General features: G+C 37.5%; 14 protein-coding genes and 1 pseudogene. 11 read left to right on the forward strand and 4 right to left on the reverse strand.

Annotated features, from left to right (window positions below; genetic code table 11):
- Position 1: 1 nt before the first annotated feature.
- From CVT15_RS02215 to pckA, 4 genes are all read left to right on the forward strand, one after another.
- Positions 2-511 (forward strand): TRAP transporter small permease subunit, encoded by a 510-nt coding sequence (locus CVT15_RS02215; RefSeq protein WP_087585537.1) that lies wholly within the window; start codon positions 2-4, stop codon positions 509-511.
- On the forward strand, positions 511-1,899 hold the full coding sequence (locus CVT15_RS02220) for a TRAP transporter large permease (RefSeq protein ID WP_103576888.1): 1,389 nt from the start codon (positions 511-513) through the stop codon (positions 1,897-1,899). The genes CVT15_RS02215 and CVT15_RS02220 overlap by 1 nt, the downstream gene beginning before the upstream one ends.
- 122 nt (positions 1,900-2,021) lie before the next feature.
- The gene (locus CVT15_RS02225) at positions 2,022-3,824 is read left to right on the forward strand and encodes a biotin/lipoyl-containing protein (protein WP_103576887.1); all 1,803 of its coding nucleotides are present in this window, start codon (positions 2,022-2,024) and stop codon (positions 3,822-3,824) included.
- A 106-nt stretch (positions 3,825-3,930) separates the two neighbouring features.
- Positions 3,931-5,505 carry a phosphoenolpyruvate carboxykinase (ATP) gene (pckA, locus tag CVT15_RS02230; protein ID WP_180998539.1) on the forward strand — a complete coding sequence of 525 codons (1,575 nt, stop codon included), beginning with the start codon at positions 3,931-3,933 and terminating at the stop codon, positions 5,503-5,505.
- 342 nt (positions 5,506-5,847) lie between these two features.
- On the opposite strand, the gene CVT15_RS02235 is transcribed toward pckA, so the two are convergent.
- From CVT15_RS02235 to CVT15_RS02245, 3 genes are read right to left on the reverse strand one after another with little or no spacing between them, the layout of a single operon-like run.
- A complete protein-coding gene (locus CVT15_RS02235) occupies positions 5,848-7,203 on the reverse strand; it encodes a cation:dicarboxylate symporter family transporter (protein ID WP_103559637.1) in 1,356 nt (451 codons plus the stop codon).
- 11 nt (positions 7,204-7,214) lie between these two features.
- The gene (locus CVT15_RS02240) at positions 7,215-7,709 is read right to left on the reverse strand and encodes a peptidylprolyl isomerase (RefSeq protein WP_103576885.1); all 495 of its coding nucleotides are present in this window, start codon (positions 7,707-7,709) and stop codon (positions 7,215-7,217) included.
- A gap of 11 nt (positions 7,710-7,720) precedes the next feature.
- Positions 7,721-8,428, reverse strand: coding sequence for a YebC/PmpR family DNA-binding transcriptional regulator (locus CVT15_RS02245; RefSeq protein ID WP_103576884.1), 708 nt, complete (start codon positions 8,426-8,428; stop codon positions 7,721-7,723).
- 152 nt (positions 8,429-8,580) lie between these two features.
- On the opposite strand from CVT15_RS02245, the gene CVT15_RS02250 reads away from it, so the two are divergent.
- The 4 genes from CVT15_RS02250 to CVT15_RS02265 are packed head-to-tail and all read left to right on the forward strand — an operon-like array spanning position 8,581 to position 12,057.
- Complete coding sequence (locus tag CVT15_RS02250) at positions 8,581-9,135, forward strand: GNAT family N-acetyltransferase (protein WP_103576883.1); 555 nt, start codon at positions 8,581-8,583, stop codon at positions 9,133-9,135.
- Entirely contained in the window at positions 9,132-9,335 is a 204-nt protein-coding gene (locus tag CVT15_RS02255; protein WP_103576882.1) for a heavy-metal-associated domain-containing protein, read from the forward strand. The genes CVT15_RS02250 and CVT15_RS02255 overlap by 4 nt, the downstream gene beginning before the upstream one ends.
- A gap of 1 nt (position 9,336) precedes the next feature.
- Complete coding sequence (locus CVT15_RS02260) at positions 9,337-11,514, forward strand: heavy metal translocating P-type ATPase (RefSeq protein WP_103576881.1); 2,178 nt, start codon at positions 9,337-9,339, stop codon at positions 11,512-11,514.
- A 3-nt stretch (positions 11,515-11,517) separates the two neighbouring features.
- Positions 11,518-12,057 carry an oxidoreductase gene (locus CVT15_RS02265; RefSeq protein ID WP_087585544.1) on the forward strand — a complete coding sequence of 180 codons (540 nt, stop codon included), beginning with the start codon at positions 11,518-11,520 and terminating at the stop codon, positions 12,055-12,057.
- A 2-nt stretch (positions 12,058-12,059) separates the two neighbouring features.
- Here CVT15_RS02265 and CVT15_RS02270 read toward each other — a convergent pair whose 3' ends face one another.
- Positions 12,060-12,449, reverse strand: a complete 390-nt coding sequence (locus CVT15_RS02270; protein WP_087585545.1) for a hypothetical protein — start codon at positions 12,447-12,449, stop codon at positions 12,060-12,062.
- Between the two features lie 205 nt (positions 12,450-12,654).
- On the opposite strand from CVT15_RS02270, the gene argH reads away from it, so the two are divergent.
- The 3 genes and pseudogenes from argH (at position 12,655) to CVT15_RS10275 (ending at position 15,185) form a co-directional block, all read left to right on the forward strand.
- The gene (gene argH / locus CVT15_RS02275; RefSeq protein WP_087585546.1) at positions 12,655-14,052 is read left to right on the forward strand and encodes an argininosuccinate lyase; all 1,398 of its coding nucleotides are present in this window, start codon (positions 12,655-12,657) and stop codon (positions 14,050-14,052) included.
- Positions 14,053-14,513: 461 nt separating this feature from the next.
- Positions 14,514-14,807 (forward strand): annotated as a pseudogene (locus CVT15_RS10270) (methyl-accepting chemotaxis protein); the annotation flags it as partial.
- A gap of 69 nt (positions 14,808-14,876) precedes the next feature.
- Entirely contained in the window at positions 14,877-15,185 is a 309-nt protein-coding gene (locus CVT15_RS10275) for a CZB domain-containing protein (RefSeq protein WP_374048490.1), read from the forward strand.
- Positions 15,186-15,220: the final 35 nt, after the last annotated feature.

A 15,220-nucleotide genomic window follows, 5' to 3' on the forward strand; every position in this document is an offset into this window, starting at 1 on the left:
TATGCAAAAAGTTGAGAAATTTTTTGATAAGGTCGGTGATATAGTCGGCTATATTTGCATGTTTATTATGGCTTTGATGATAATAGATGTTTTTTTTAACGTTGTGGCAAGATATTTTTTCTCTTATGGAAACGTTGCATTTCAGGAGCTTGAGTGGCATTTTTTTGCTGTGATATTTTTGCTTGGCATGAGCTATGCATTAAAAGAAGATGCGCACGTTAGAGTTGATATCTTTTATGCTAAATTTTCACCAAAAAATAAAGCTCTTGTAAATATGATAGGAACTGTTATTTTTGTAATACCATTTGCACTTTTAGTTTCAAATTTATCATTTGAATTTGTGAGTGACGCTTATACTTCAGCTGAAGCTAGTGCAGATCCAGGTGGTCTTACTCACAGATGGATCATAAAAGCACTTATTCCTTTTTCTTTTTATCTGCTTGTATTTTTTGCGACTGGCTTTTTTATAAGAAATTTTAATCTTTACAAAAAAGCTAAAAAGGGGGAATAATGGCTGGCTTGATAATGTTTATAGCTGCACTTTTGATGCTAGGTATTGGCTTTCCAGTAGCCTTTACCTTTGGTGCGGTTTCTATGATATTTGGCATGATTGGTAGTATTGTTGAGAGTATTGGAGACGGAGATGGGCTACTTGGAAGCATCGAAGTTTTTAAAGATATGTTTAACTTCATGCCTTATAGAATTTTCTCTATCATGGAGAGTAGAATTTTTATAGCAGTTCCACTTTTTGTCTTTATGGGCGTTGTGCTTCAAAAGTCAAAACTAGCTGAGAGGCTACTTGAGAGCATGGGTATGCTTTTTGGAGAAATTCGCGGAGGTATTGCTATTAGCACTATCTTGGTTGGAGCACTTCTTGCAGCTTCAACCGGTGTTGTAGGTGCAAGTGTCGTTGCAATGGGCGTTATAAGCTTGCCTGTCATGCTAAAGTATAAATACGACCAAGCGCTAGGTTGTGGCACTATATGTGCCGCTGGTACGCTTGGGCAGATCATTCCACCTTCTATCGTGCTGATTATTTTGGGTGATATATTTTCAGTGCCAGTTGGTGAGCTTTTTCATCAAGCCATCATCCCAGGACTCACACTTGTAGCAGTTTATATCATTTATATTTTGATTATTGCTTATTTGAAACCAGATACTGCACCGGTAGTAAAAGATGAGAGCGGTGTTAGTAAATTTAAGCAGATCATGAGAGCGCTAATCGCTATCTTTCCGCCGCTTTTGCTGGTTATTTGTGTATTGGGTTCTATATTTGCAGGTATCGCTACACCAACTGAAAGTTCAGCTTTTGGCTGCGTTGGAGCCATTATTTTAGCTATTTTTTATAGGACATTTTCATTTTCTATGATAAAAGAGGCATTGGCAGAAAGCGTAAAAACCACAGCACTTGTCTTTGCCATACTTGTTGGTGCGACAGCCTTTTCTATGGTATTTAGTTACACTGGTGGCGATGAGATTGTTGAAAAATTTATGACAAATTTGCCAGGCGAGAAGTGGGGCTTTATTATTTTTAGTATGGTTGTCATCTTTGTGCTTGGCTTTTTTATCGACTTTGTTGAAATTTCATACATTGTGCTTCCTATCTTGGTGCCAATAGCCGCAAAGCTTGGTATAAATCCAATTTATCTAGCAATCTTAGTTGCGATGAATTTGCAAACTTCATTCCTAACGCCGCCATTTGGTTTTAGCTTATTTTTCCTAAGATCAGTCGCACCAGCTGAGATAAAAACGACTGCTATTTATAAAGGTGTTGTGCCTTATATTTTTATTCAGCTTGCTGTACTTGTATTTTTCTGCGTCTTTCTAATGGAATTAAAGCCAATGCTTGATGTGAGCCACGGCGGATTATTTAACTTCTTGCTCTCACTTTTTAAATGATATAAAAGTTTTTGGTTGTAAAATACCAAGAAATAAGCAAAGTGGCTAATTTGAGTTTCTAACCAGATTAGCCATTTTCTATGAATTCTTTAAATAAATTTATAAATTTAATGAGGTGAAATATGGCAAAGAAATTTATCGATGTTATGGATACGACCTTTAGAGATGGCATTCAGTCGGTTTATGGCGCTAGAGTGCTTATGAACGACTTTTTACCCGCGCTTGAAGCAGCCAAAGAGGCTGGCATAGAGCATTTTGAATTTGGCGGTGGGGCTAGATTTCAAAGCCTTTATTTTTACCTAAATGAGGACGCTTTTGCGATGATGGATAAATTTAGAAGCATCGTAGGACCAAAAGCAAACCTTCAAACCCTAAGCAGGGGCGTAAATACTGTAACACTTGACACCGGTAGTCGCGAGCTAATCGACCTTCACGCAAAACTTTTCAAAAAACACGGAACTACTACCATTAGAAATTTTGACGCACTAAATGATGTTGAAAACTTAAAATATTCAGGCGAGAGGATCGCTCATCACGGACTAAAACACGAAGTCGTCGTTACTATGATGGATCTGCCTAGTGGCTGTGTGGGAGCTCATGACGTTAAATTTTATGAGAAAATTTTAAGAGAAATTTTAGATGCAAATATCCCTTATCACAGCGTTTGCTTTAAAGACGCAAGTGGCACAAGTAGCCCACAAAAGGTCTATGAAACCATAAAAATGGCTAGAAAATTGTTACCAGAAAAAACTCATATCAGACTTCACACACATGAAACCGCAGGTGTAAGTGTCGCTTGCTATCTTGCAGCGCTTGAGGCTGGTGTCGATGGTATAGATCTAGCCGCAAGCCCAGTAAGTGGTGGTACAAGTCAGCCAGATATCCTAACCATGCTTCACGCAGTAAAAGGCAAAGACTACGATCTTGGCGGACTTGATGTGGAGAAAATTTTAAAATACGAAAGCGTTTTGAATGATTGTTTAAAAGAGTATTTCTTGCCACCTGAAGCTGTGCAAGTAAGCCCACTCATACCATTTTCACCGATGCCTGGTGGCGCGCTCACTGCAAATACCCAGATGATGAGAGATAACAACATTTTAGATAAATTCCCAGAGGTCATCCTTGCTATGCGCGAAGTGGTGCAAAAGGGCGGATACGGCACTTCAGTAACTCCTGTTAGCCAGTTTTACTTCCAACAAGCATTTAATAATGTAATGTTTGGCAAGTGGAAAAAGATCGCTGAGGGATATGGCAAAATGGTGCTTGGCTACTTTGGCAAGACCCCAGTTACGCCTGATAAAGAGATCATTAAGCTTGCTAGTGAGCAACTAGGCTTAAAACCAACTACAAAACATGCAGTTGATATAGCTGATAAAGATGAGAGTAAGTCGCTTGCTCACGTAGAAGAAATTCTAAAGCAAAACAATATAAAAATCACTGAAGAAAATATATTTATAGCAGCAGCTTGTAAAGAAAAGGGTATCGCATTCTTAAAAGGCGAAGCCAAAGTAAATGTAAGAAAGATCGATCCAAACGCTAAGGCAAATGAATGCAGACAAACTCAAAGTGGCAGATATAGTGTCGTTGTAAATGGTAGCCGCTACAATGTCGAAGTAAGCGAAGGCTTTAACGATAGCATCCAAGTAAAATCGATCACTGAAGTTGAAGGCAAGAGCGTAAAAAATGCTAAAAGTGCAGCAGCAGGCATAACAGCAAATGATATCGTTGCTAGCTTGCCAGGCACTGTGCATAAAATTTTAGTAAGTCCTGGCGATCAAGTCAAAAAAGGGCAAGCTGTAGTCGTGCTTGAGGCGATGAAGATGGAGATAGAGGTCAAAGCCCCAAAAGATGGTGTGATAGGCTCTATTGAGGTTAGTAAAGGTCAAAGCGTTGCGAACAATCAAGTAGTGGCTAAATTTAAATAAATTTGCCACTTTTAAAAAGATAGTGTTAAGCGAAATTTGATTAACATTTTGATGACTTTTAGGTCAGAATTTATAAAGAAATGAAAATTTTAAAGGAAACAACATGATAAATAAACTAGACGAGCTAGGTCTAAAAGAGATCAAAAAGATAAATCACAATCTAAGTTACAACGATCTTTTTGAGCTTGAAAAGGCAAACAACGAGGGCAGGGTTTCAAGCAACGGCACATTTATGGTTGATACAGGAATTTTTACTGGAAGAAGCCCAAAAGATAAGTATTTCGTCAAGCAAGACCCAAGCCAAAAATATATCGCTTGGGGCAAGATAAATCAGCCTATCACAAAAGAGCTATTTGACAAGCTTCTTAAAAAAGCAAAAGAGCAGCTAAGTGGCAAGGAAATTTTTATCCAAGACGCATTTTGTGGAGCTAGCAAAAAGAGTAAAAAATCAGTCCGCTTTGTCACCGAAGTAGCGTGGCAAGCGCACTTTGTAAAAAATATGTTCATCCGCCCAAGTGAAGCGGAGCTGGCTAAATTTGAGCCTGATTTTGTAGTATATAACGCTTGCAAGACAAAAAATGAGGACTACAAGGCCGATGGGCTGCATTCAGAGGTCTTTGTCATCTTTAACGTCGAGGAAAATGTCGCGGTGATCGGCGGCACATGGTATGGTGGCGAGATGAAAAAGGGCATTTTCTCTATGATGAACTACTGGTTGCCACTTGAGGGCAAGCTAAGCATGCACTGCTCTGCAAACGTAGGTGAGAAGGGCGATACAGCGCTATTTTTTGGCCTATCTGGCACTGGTAAAACGACACTTTCAACCGATCCAAAACGCAAACTAATAGGCGATGATGAGCACGGCTGGGACGATGATGGCGTGTTTAACTTTGAGGGCGGCTGCTACGCAAAATGCATCAACCTTGATCCAAGTAGCGAGCCAGAAATTTACGCAGCGATCAGGCGTGACGCACTACTTGAAAACGTTGTGGCTGACGAAAACGGCGTGGTTGATTACAAAGATGGTTCAAAGACTGAAAACACACGCGTGAGCTATCCGATCTATCACATCGACAACTACGAGCCAAGCTCAAGCGCTGGCCATCCAAAAAATATCATCTTTTTAAGCGCTGACGCTTTTGGCGTGCTCCCTCCAGTTGCAAAGCTGACAAAAGAGCAGGCGATGTATTATTTTCTAAGTGGCTACACAGCAAAAGTTGCTGGCACAGAGCGTGGTATAACAGAGCCAGTCGCTACTTTTAGCGCTTGCTTTGGCGAGCCATTTATGCCACTTCACCCAACTGTCTATGCAAAACTACTAGGCGAGAAGATCGATGAACACGGCGTTAATGTCTATCTTGTAAATACAGGCTGGAGCGGCGGTGCTTACGGTGTTGGCAAGCGTATGAGCATAAAAGCGACACGTGCTTGCATAAATGCGATCCTTGATGGCAGCATCACAAAATGCGAATTTGAAAATTTTGATAAATTTAACTTCGCTATCCCAAAAGAGCTTGATGGCGTCGAGACAAAGCTACTAAATCCTATAAACACATGGACGCATCCGGCTGAGTATAACGCTTCACGTGACAAGCTAGCTAAAATGTTTGTTGAAAATTTCAAACGTTACGAAGATGTAAAAGAGGGCGTTGAGTACGCTAAAGCTGGTCCAAAAGCTTAATTTGCATAGCCTTGCAAAAAATTTTGCAAGGCTAGTTTTTTTAGTTGGCATTTTTGATATTAAAGTATCTTTCTTCTAAATTCCAAGTTCAATTGTTACATTTGTAAATTTATTCTAGTAAGTAACAAAATATTAGATATTGCCAAATATATGAGTTGCTAATAAAATTTTCCTATTACACTTAGCCTAGTTTTTTCTGTGCTTGAACCAAGTATCAAATATCATTTATTGTGCTACTGTTTTCTAAAAATTTTTATAGGTTTGAGGAGGAGATAGATTGCATAAATTTAGGGTAAAAAGAAAAAATAAGGGCAAAGTTGCCCTTATAGTTATAAATGTATATTATGAGTGAAAGTGAAATTCTTCTGGATGATCTAGCGCATATCTAAATTTATCCATATCGACTTTTTTATCCCAGATAGAAACTATCATGCAGCCAACCGCGTTACCGCAGAGATTACCAACTGCACGCATCTCTGACATAAATTTATCAACGCCAAGTAGTACGGCCACGGTTACGACTGGTATGCCAGTGCTTGGGAGTGCGCTTAGTGTGCCTGCAAGGACGACAAAACCAGATCCCGTAACGCCAACAGCGCCTTTACTTGTGATCATTAGTACGATTAGTATACTTATTAGATGCTCAAAACTTAGTGGGATGTTAAATGCTTGAGCTAGGAAAATAACACTTAGACTTAGATAGATGTTGGTGCAGTCAAGGTTAAATGAGTAGCCAGTCGGGATAATAAGTCCAACTGCGCCTCTATTTATACCAGCTGATTCTAGCTTTTGCATAAGTGGCGCAAGAGCTGTTTCGCTCGAGCTTGTCGCAAAGACTACCAATACCTCTTTTGAAATAAAACGCATAAATTTAAAGACATTGATTTTTGCAAAATAGCAAATAATGCCAAGCACGACAAAGATAAAAAAGCAGCTCGCAAGTGCCATAACAACCAAAAGCTCCATCATGCCAAGAAGCGTTCCGATACCAAATTTGCCGATTAGATAAGCCATAGCTGAAAATGCAGCCACTGGGCTAAAGAGCATAAGCCAACTAAGAAGTTTTAAGACATAGTGCTGGATAAATTCAAGTGGCTTTAGGCAAGCTTGTTTTTTATCATGAGCTAGCAGCGAAAGCACGATGGCAACGATAATAGCCATAAAAAGTACTTGAAGTGTGTTTGATTTTATAAATGGATCAAGTATATGCACGTATGGGAAAATGTCATCTACTGGCACTGCACCTCTTAAAAGATGAAGTGTATGTGCTACAAACCCACTATTTGCGTCCATATTTGCAGCTTGAGATGTAAATTTAGCTACGCTTGAGGCATCAAGCTGAGTATAGTCAAGATTCATACCATGTCCTGGACGAAGTGTCTCGCCAAAGATGATACCGACAGCAAGTGCAAGTGTGCTAACTATCTCAAAATAGATAAATGCCTTTAATCCAATAGACCCAAGATCTTTTAAACTCTCAAGCCCAACGATACCTGAAACGATCGTTAAAAAGATAATAGGGCCGATTAAAATTTTAAGTGCTTTTATAAAATAATCAATGCCTGGCTTGCTTGCTATACCAAGCTCAGGTGCGACCATGCCAACGATAACGCCACCAACAATACCGATCACAACCCAAAAGGCAAGATTGGTAAATAATCTTACAGCAAGATTTCCTTGCTTTTTAGTATTATTCATAAATTTCCCCTTTACAGGCTTTCTCTGATCTTAGCAGAGATGATCTTATCGCCTTGTCTTATAGCGTCAAGCACCTTTAGGCTCTCTTCATCAACGCATTTTCCAAAGACTGTATGTACGCCATCAAGATGAGGTTGTTTGCTATGACAGATGAAAAACTGTGATCCGCCAGTATCACGCCCCGCGTGAGCCATGCTTAGGCTACCGCGCTCGTGTTTTACCTTTTGGTTGTCGCATTCGCATTTTATTCTCCAGCCAGGACCGCCTGTACCTGTGCCATTTGGACAACCGCCTTGGATGACAAAATTTGGTATAACTCTGTGAAAATTTAGACCATTATAAAAGCCTGATTTTATCAAATGGATAAAATTTGCGACAGCTTGTGGAGCTTCCTCGGCAAAAAGTTCAAGTCTGATCTCGCCTTTGTCTGTCTCTAAAACTACAAATTTATCTTTTTTAAGCTCGTCTAAATTTATATCATAAACTTTTAATTCATCAAAACGCATGTATTTCCCTTTTATTCGATATTTGTATAAACTGCTTGAACATCATCATCATCTTCTAGCTTATCAAGAAGTCTCTCAACCTCAAGCATTTGCTCTTCGCTTAGATTCACGGTTTGATTTGGTAAGTATTGAAGTGAAGCTTTTTTAACCACTAAATTTAGCTTTTCGATACCTTCATGAAGTGTGCCAAAATTTGCATAATCACCGTATACAAATAGCGTCTCATCGTCAGCCTCGATATCGCTTAGACCATAATCTATCAGCTCAAGCTCGATCTCTTCAATGTCTACGCTTGGTTTTTCAAGCTCAAAAACGCTCTTTCTTGTAAACATAAAGCTAAGGCTGCCACTTGGTAAAATTTCTCCACCATTTTTGCTAAATATCGCTTTAACATTGGCAACCGTTCTTGTTGGATTGTCGGTCGCACACTCAACGATAATTTGCACGCCGTGAGCTGCTTTGCCGTCATAAAAAATAGTCTTAATATCGGCGCTATCTTTGCCATTTGCTCTTTTTATAGCTGCATCGATGTTATCTTTTGGCATATTTTCAGCTTTTGCCGCTGCGATAGCTGCGCGAAGTTTAGGGTTCATATCCGGATCACATCCGCCATCTTTTGCCGCTACTGTTATAGCCTTTGCAAGTTTTGGAAATACCTTGCTCATCTTATCCCATCTAGCTTCTTTTGCCGCTCTTCGGTACTCAAATGCTCGTCCCATAAATATCCTTAAATAAATTTTTTACGGATTATAACTAAAAAAATTTTATACTTTTTTAAAACATTTTTAGTTTGCCTATTGGGGATTATTTATTTGTAAATCGCAGGTTGATATTTGGTAAAAATTTAAGCTAGAGTTTTATAATGACGCACATGATACAAAATGCTCAAAAACAAGATGCAAAAAGATGCATAAAGCTACTAAATCTAGCAATGGAGGATATCGCCTACAAGCTAAGTGGCTACGATGATCCTATTAAAAGTGATGAAATTTTAGAAATTTTTTTCAAAAGTGAGACAAATAGACTTAGCTATAAAAATGTCTTTGTTTATAAATATAATGAGGAAATTATCGCTGCGATGTGTGCTTACTTTGGTGGCGATGCGGCAATGCTTGATAGAGAAATTTCACAACATTTAGTGGCTCTTGGCAAAGACGCTCAAGTAGAAAAAGAGTGTTTTGATGATGAGTTTTATATAGATAGTATCGCTGTTGATGAAAATTTTAGAGGCCAAGGGCTTGCAAAAGAGCTTATAAGGCATTCATTTGTCAAGGCAAAAGAGCTAGGGCATAAAAAGGTTTCATTAATAGTAGATACAAACAAGCCAAAAGTTCGTAAATTTTACGAGAGTTTGGGCTTTAAATTTAATGTTAAGAAAATTGTAAATTTACATGAATACGACCATATGATAAAGGAGATAATATGAAAACATTTGAAGCAAACAATATCCACTGCCAAAACTGCGCAAACACTATAAAAAACGCACTTGAAGATTACTTTGGCGAGATAAAAGTTGATCTTAGCAAAGAGCCAAGACAAGTTAGTCTTGATATAAAAGATAGCGATGTTGAGAAATTTAAGTCTGAAATGGCTGATTTGGGATTTGATATAATAAAAGAGCTCTGATATGTCTTTAAAAGTCAAGCTAAATATAGCGGGAATGAGCTGCGTAAACTGCTCAAATGCTATCGAAAAGGTTTCAAAAAAGATAGATGGAGTACTTGAAGCAAATGTAAATTTTGCAAACGCAAGCGGCGAGTTTGTCCTAAAAGACGCGAGTGTGCGTGAAATTTTAGAGCAAAAGATAAAGAAGCTTGGCTATTTTGTGGCAACTGATATTGATGAGTTTGAAGCAAAAAGAAAAGCTCACATTAGAAATATTAGAAATAAATTTATATTTGCATTTATCGCAAGTATCGTAATAATGGCACTTGAGATGTTTGCACCTCACAGCATGCTAGTAAATTTAGCTATGCTAGCTTTGGCATTTTTAGTTCTTATTTTTAGCGGCAAAGGCTTTTTTACTCATGCCTACGAAGCGGTAAAAAATAGAAATTACGATATGAATGTGCTTGTCGCTCTTGGAAGTGGTAGTGCGTTTTTATACTCGCTTTTTGTAGTGCTTTTTGAAAAATTTCTACCAAATGATCTAAAAAATATCTATGTTTCAGGCGTAGCGATGATAATAGCTTTTGTGCTTCTTGGCAAGTATCTTGAAGAGCGTTCAAAGGCAAAAGCAGGGGATTATCTAAAGAGACTACTTAAAATTTCTCCAAAAACTGCATTTTTACTTATGCCAGATGGAAGAAGCAAAGAAGTACCAGTAAATGAGCTAAAAATAGGAGATATCGTCGTTGTAAAGAATGGCTACAATGTTCCATGTGACGGTGTGATAGTCCAAGGCGGAGCTGAAATCGATGCTTCGATGCTAACGGGCGAGAGCCTGCCAGTTTATAAAGAAGTGGGCGACAATGTATTTGCAGGTACATTAAATACAAATGGCTATATAAGTGTCAAGATGGCAAAAAGCTCGTTTGAAAGCTTGCTATCTCAAATTTTAAGCTTACTAAATGATGCTAGTACGAAAAAGATGCCAATAGGCAGGCTCGCTGATAAGATAGCAAATATCTTTGTGCCAAGCGTGGTAGCGATATCGGTGCTTACGTTTTTGGCTTGGATCATTTTTGATGGAAATTTTGCTTATGCGATCTCTTGTGCGATCTGCGTTTTAATAATCTCATGCCCATGCGCTCTTGGACTTGCTACGCCAATAGCAATAGTAAGCTCGCTTGCACGTGGTGCAAAAGCTGGAATTTTAGTAAAAAATCCAGAAGTTTTAGAGCTAATAAAAGATGCTAAATTTGTAGCATTTGACAAAACTGGCACACTTAGTAAAGGGCAAATCAGCGTCAAAAGCTCAAATTTAAGCGAGCAAGATTTAGCTCTTATCGCTTCTGCTGAAAATTTAAGTGAGCATCTCATCTCAAAAGCTATCGTTAGATATGCAAAACAAAAATGTATAGATTTACAAAAGCTAAATGGTAAATTTCAAAATATTGTCGGGCAAGGCATCATCTATGAGGATGAGAATAATCAGATAATAATCGGAAACGAAAAGCTGCTTTTGGCAAATGAAGTGAGTTTAAATCCGGATGAAAGTAAAGCTATAAAAGGGGCTACAAATGATGGAAGTGGCATCATACTTTGTGCTATAAATAAAAAATTTGTTGGTTTTTTAACGCTTAGTGATGAGCTAAAAGACGAAGCAAGCGATGTTATAAACGAGCTTAGTAGTCTAAATTTACAAAGTGTGATCCTCTCAGGCGATGACAAGAAAGTAGTTGCAAGTATCGCCAAGAAGCTAAATGTAAGCAAATATCACGCAAATATGTTGCCTGAAGATAAATTTAATGAGATAAAAGAGCTTGCAAGCCACGGTGGCGTTATCTTTGTTGGAGATGGCGTAAATGACTCACCATCACTTAAAGAAGCAAGTGTTGGTATCGCTATGAACTCAGGCTCAGATATAGCAAAAGGTGCTGGAGATATCGTGCTTGTTAAAAATGATTTGCATGGTGTGACAGGACTGGTTAGACTGGCAAATGCTACTATAGCAAACATAAAAGAAAATTTGTTTTGGGCGTTTATGTATAACGCTATTTGCATCCCAGTTGCTGCTGGTGTGTTTTATCCAGTCTTTGGACTACTTTTAAATCCAGTTTATGGCTCAATGGCGATGTGTTTTAGCTCAGTCACAGTGGTTTTAAACGCACTTAGACTTAGATATCTACGACTTAAGGATTAAAATTTGAAACTTGGAGAACTTTATAGTGTTGTAGCGGCTGCACTTGCTACAAATTTTAGTGGCATTTTAGATGTTTCATCTTTTATGCGTATCAAAAAGACAAATGCGTGGATAACGCAGACAAATAGCGAAGCAAATAAAAAAGGTAACGAGCTTTATGCCAAATTTATCAAAGATGAAAGTAGTGCGGCTTTATGTGATGATTTTGTCATTTTAAAGTCAAAATTTGAGGCAAGTTACTATTTTTCTTCTGCAAAAGATGATCTAGCTCAATTTTATAAAGCTATAAATTTTCAGCCAAAAATTGGCGAGGTTGATAGCATCTCAAATCAGCTAATTTTAATAGCAAATATTTTAAAAAGTGAAGCATCTAAGGAGTCTATGAAGCTTCTTGCAGCTTTTAGTGTCTCATTTTTCTTGCCTTATGCTAAACAGCTTTCAAAAGATATCCAAAAAGACGCAACTAGCAATTTTTATAAATCAATGGGATATTTTTTAGAGGATTTTTGCTTAGTTCTAGAAACTATTATTGGTAAGGCTTAGTTTTAAGCCTGTGCCATCTCTATCATTTGAGTTTTAATACTTAAAATGTTATTTTGAATGGTTGACTGCTCTAAATTTAAGTAATGAAGCATTTGCATAGAATTACGATCTTTTAGGCTTTGGATGCTTGAAATTTGATGTGAGATATCTAGCTTTTGATCTTGTAATTTTTCTAAGTCTTTTTGTAACTGTGTGGCACTCGCCTTATTAATAATTATAGAGGAAATTTTAGCATCTTCTCTTTGTTCTACATGTACTTCATTGCTTCTAACAATATTTTTCTTGTCATAGCCAGAAGATACTAGCATGCTTGTTTTTGAGCTATTTGAAGAGATAGATGTATAGCCATCATGATAGAAAATATTTGAGTTCATGTTCGCATCTATTTGCATATCATCCTTCCTCTTATAGATTATTTTTATTTTAAACTATATTCAATAGAAAATTAAAATAGTTTTTAAAAAGTTATATTTTGAATTATATTTCTATATCCTTAAAGATAAATTATATTTATAACTTTTTTGCAACTTTATAGTTAAAATACCCAGTTAAGTGCTATTTTGTTAAAATCACGCAAAACTAATCAAAGGTAAAGCTATGAAAAAAGATGAAAACGCACATAAAAAGATGTGGGAGGGTAGATTTAGCGAGGCTAGCTCGAAGCTGCTTGAGGAATTTAATGCCTCTATAAATTTTGATAAAAATCTTTTTGAAGAAGATATTGCCGGTAGCAAGGCTCACGCAAAGATGCTTGGGGTTTGCGGAATTTTGAAAAAAGATGAGTCAGAGGCAATCATAAGGGGGCTTGATGAGGTTTTATCTGAGATAAGAGCAGGTAAATTTGAGTTTAAGTTAGAAGATGAAGATATACATATGGCAGTTGAGAAGCGCCTTAGCCAGATCATCGGAGCTGAGCTTGGTGGTAGATTGCACACAGCTAGAAGCAGAAACGACCAAGTTGCGCTTGATTTTAAATTTTACGTTTTGAAGAAAAATTTAGAAATTTCTTCATGTATAAAAGAGCTCATCGCCACGCTTACAAATTTGGCAAAAAACCACAAAGATACGCTAATGCCAGGCTACACACATCTTCAACACGCTCAGCCAGTAAGCCTTAGCTATCACTTGCTAGCATATGCATTTATGTTTAAAAGAGATTTCGAGCGTTTTGTTGGCTCATATGAGCGAAACAACCTAAGTCCGCTTGGTTCAGCAGCCCTTGCAGGCACTCCTCATAAGATAGATAGAACTATCGTTGCAAGTGAGCTTGGCTTTGCAGGTTGCACGCAAAATGCGATGGATAGCGTGAGCGACCGTGATTTTGCGCTGGAAATTTTATTTAACATTAGCGTTTTTATGACGCACGCTTCTAGGCTTTGCGAGGAGCTCATACTTTGGAGCTCGCAAGAATTTGGCTTTGTAAGCATCAGTGACGCTTATAGTACAGGAAGCTCTATCATGCCACAGAAGAAAAACCCTGATGTAGCCGAACTCATACGCGGTAAAACTGGACGTGTAAATGGAAATTTAGTAGCGCTACTAACTACGATGAAGGGTCTGCCGCTTGCTTATAATAAAGATATGCAAGAAGATAAAGAGGGTGTGTTTGACAGCGTCTCAACCATTTTAAGCTCGGCTACCATCCTAAATGAGATGATAAAAACGGCTAAATTTAATGAAAAAAACATGTTAAAAGCGACAAAAACTGGACATCTAAGTGCCACTGATTTGGCGGATTATTTAGTGCGTGAAAAAAATATTCCATTTAGAACGGCGCATTTTATCACAGGCAAAGCTGTCGCAAAGGCTGAAAACTTGGGACTTGATTTAAGTGAATTAAACGAAGAGCAGCTAAAAAGTGTGGATGAAAATTTAGATGCAAATGCTATTAAATTTTTAGATCTTTATGCTTCCAAAGAGGCACGCACTTCAAAAGGCGGCACGGCAAATAAAAGCGTTGATGAGCAGATAGAAATTTTAGATTACTGGCTCTAAGAAAAAAGAGTTATAATTACGCAAAATCTACAAATTTTAAAGGATGAAAAATGTTTTTTGATGGCAAAAATAAAGAGCTTTCTAGTAAAAACGAAGCTTTAGAGAGAGAAAATGAAGCTTTAAAGGCTGAAATTTTAGCACTTAAAAATGAGCTAAAAAACGTTAAAATTTGCGAACCAAAAGAACAAGCTAAGGATAAGCAAGAGGCTGTAAATTTATTGCTTTCAAGTTATCAAGATGGTATAAATTTCTTGCAATTAACAATGGAAGAAAATCTAAAAATGCTTGAAAGTATAAATGGACTAAATGAAAAGACTTTCAAAGAGACGGGCGAACTCAAGTCGCAAACGGCTGAAATTTTAAACTCGATCGAGCAAGTAAGCCAGATGAGCAATGACCTTTCAAATGACGCTTCTTCGCTTAATGGAAGCGTAAATTCGATTGCTGAGATTATAAATCTGATTAAAGATATCTCAGATCAGACAAATTTACTAGCTTTAAATGCTGCTATCGAGGCGGCCCGTGCTGGTGAGCATGGACGAGGTTTTGCTGTCGTGGCAGATGAGGTTAGAAAGCTAGCTGAGCGCACTCAAAAAGCGACACTTGAAGTAGAAGTAAATATAAATGGCCTTAAGCAAAGTGCGAACACGATGATCGAAATGAGTGAGAATTTTTCAAAAATTTCTGCAAATGCTATGAAAATTTTAGGTGGATTTGAAGGAAATATCTCAAGCGTAAACTCAAATACGCAAAATATCCTAAATCAGGCTCTAAATGTTACAAATGAAGTCTATGTAAGTAATGGAAAAATAGATCATATAAATATGAAGCTAAATGGATATAGAGGCGTACTTTTAAATGAGTTTAATAAGATTCAAGATGTTCATGAGTGTAGATTTGGCAAATGGTATGAAAAAGATGTGAAAAATACTCTTGTAAAAGATGCCAAAATTCTCTCAAGTATCGCAGCTCATCATGAAAATGTTCATCATGGACTAGAAAAAGCGATGGTTATTTTTGCTGATAAAGACAAAGGAAATCTACCTGGCGTTGAAATATTAAAAGATGTCGAAAACTCAAGTAAAGTAGGTTTTGAAGAGTTGCTTGAAGCTATTAAGTCTGCAAGAAAATAAAATTTTAGACTCATGCTTTGAGTCTAAAATTTAGA

Origin of the sequence: Campylobacter concisus (genome assembly GCF_003048595.2) — a bacterium.
Classification (GTDB): domain Bacteria; phylum Campylobacterota; class Campylobacteria; order Campylobacterales; family Campylobacteraceae; genus Campylobacter_A; species Campylobacter_A concisus_L.

Coding starts and splice junctions, on each gene's coding strand:
- CVT15_RS02250 (WP_103576883.1), top strand. CDS start 8,581: ATGATACAAAATGCTCAAAAACAAGATGCAAAAAGATGCATAAAGCTA.
- CVT15_RS02245 (WP_103576884.1), bottom strand. CDS start 8,428: ATGGGACGAGCATTTGAGTACCGAAGAGCGGCAAAAGAAGCTAGATGG.
- CVT15_RS02260 (WP_103576881.1), top strand. CDS start 9,337: ATGTCTTTAAAAGTCAAGCTAAATATAGCGGGAATGAGCTGCGTAAAC.
- argH (WP_087585546.1), top strand. CDS start 12,655: ATGAAAAAAGATGAAAACGCACATAAAAAGATGTGGGAGGGTAGATTT.
- CVT15_RS10275 (WP_374048490.1), top strand. CDS start 14,877: ATGAAGCTAAATGGATATAGAGGCGTACTTTTAAATGAGTTTAATAAG.
- CVT15_RS02235 (WP_103559637.1), bottom strand. CDS start 7,203: ATGAATAATACTAAAAAGCAAGGAAATCTTGCTGTAAGATTATTTACC.
- CVT15_RS02225 (WP_103576887.1), top strand. CDS start 2,022: ATGGCAAAGAAATTTATCGATGTTATGGATACGACCTTTAGAGATGGC.
- CVT15_RS02220 (WP_103576888.1), top strand. CDS start 511: ATGGCTGGCTTGATAATGTTTATAGCTGCACTTTTGATGCTAGGTATT.
- CVT15_RS02255 (WP_103576882.1), top strand. CDS start 9,132: ATGAAAACATTTGAAGCAAACAATATCCACTGCCAAAACTGCGCAAAC.
- CVT15_RS02240 (WP_103576885.1), bottom strand. CDS start 7,709: ATGCGTTTTGATGAATTAAAAGTTTATGATATAAATTTAGACGAGCTT.
- CVT15_RS02215 (WP_087585537.1), top strand. CDS start 2: ATGCAAAAAGTTGAGAAATTTTTTGATAAGGTCGGTGATATAGTCGGC.
- CVT15_RS02270 (WP_087585545.1), bottom strand. CDS start 12,449: ATGCAAATAGATGCGAACATGAACTCAAATATTTTCTATCATGATGGC.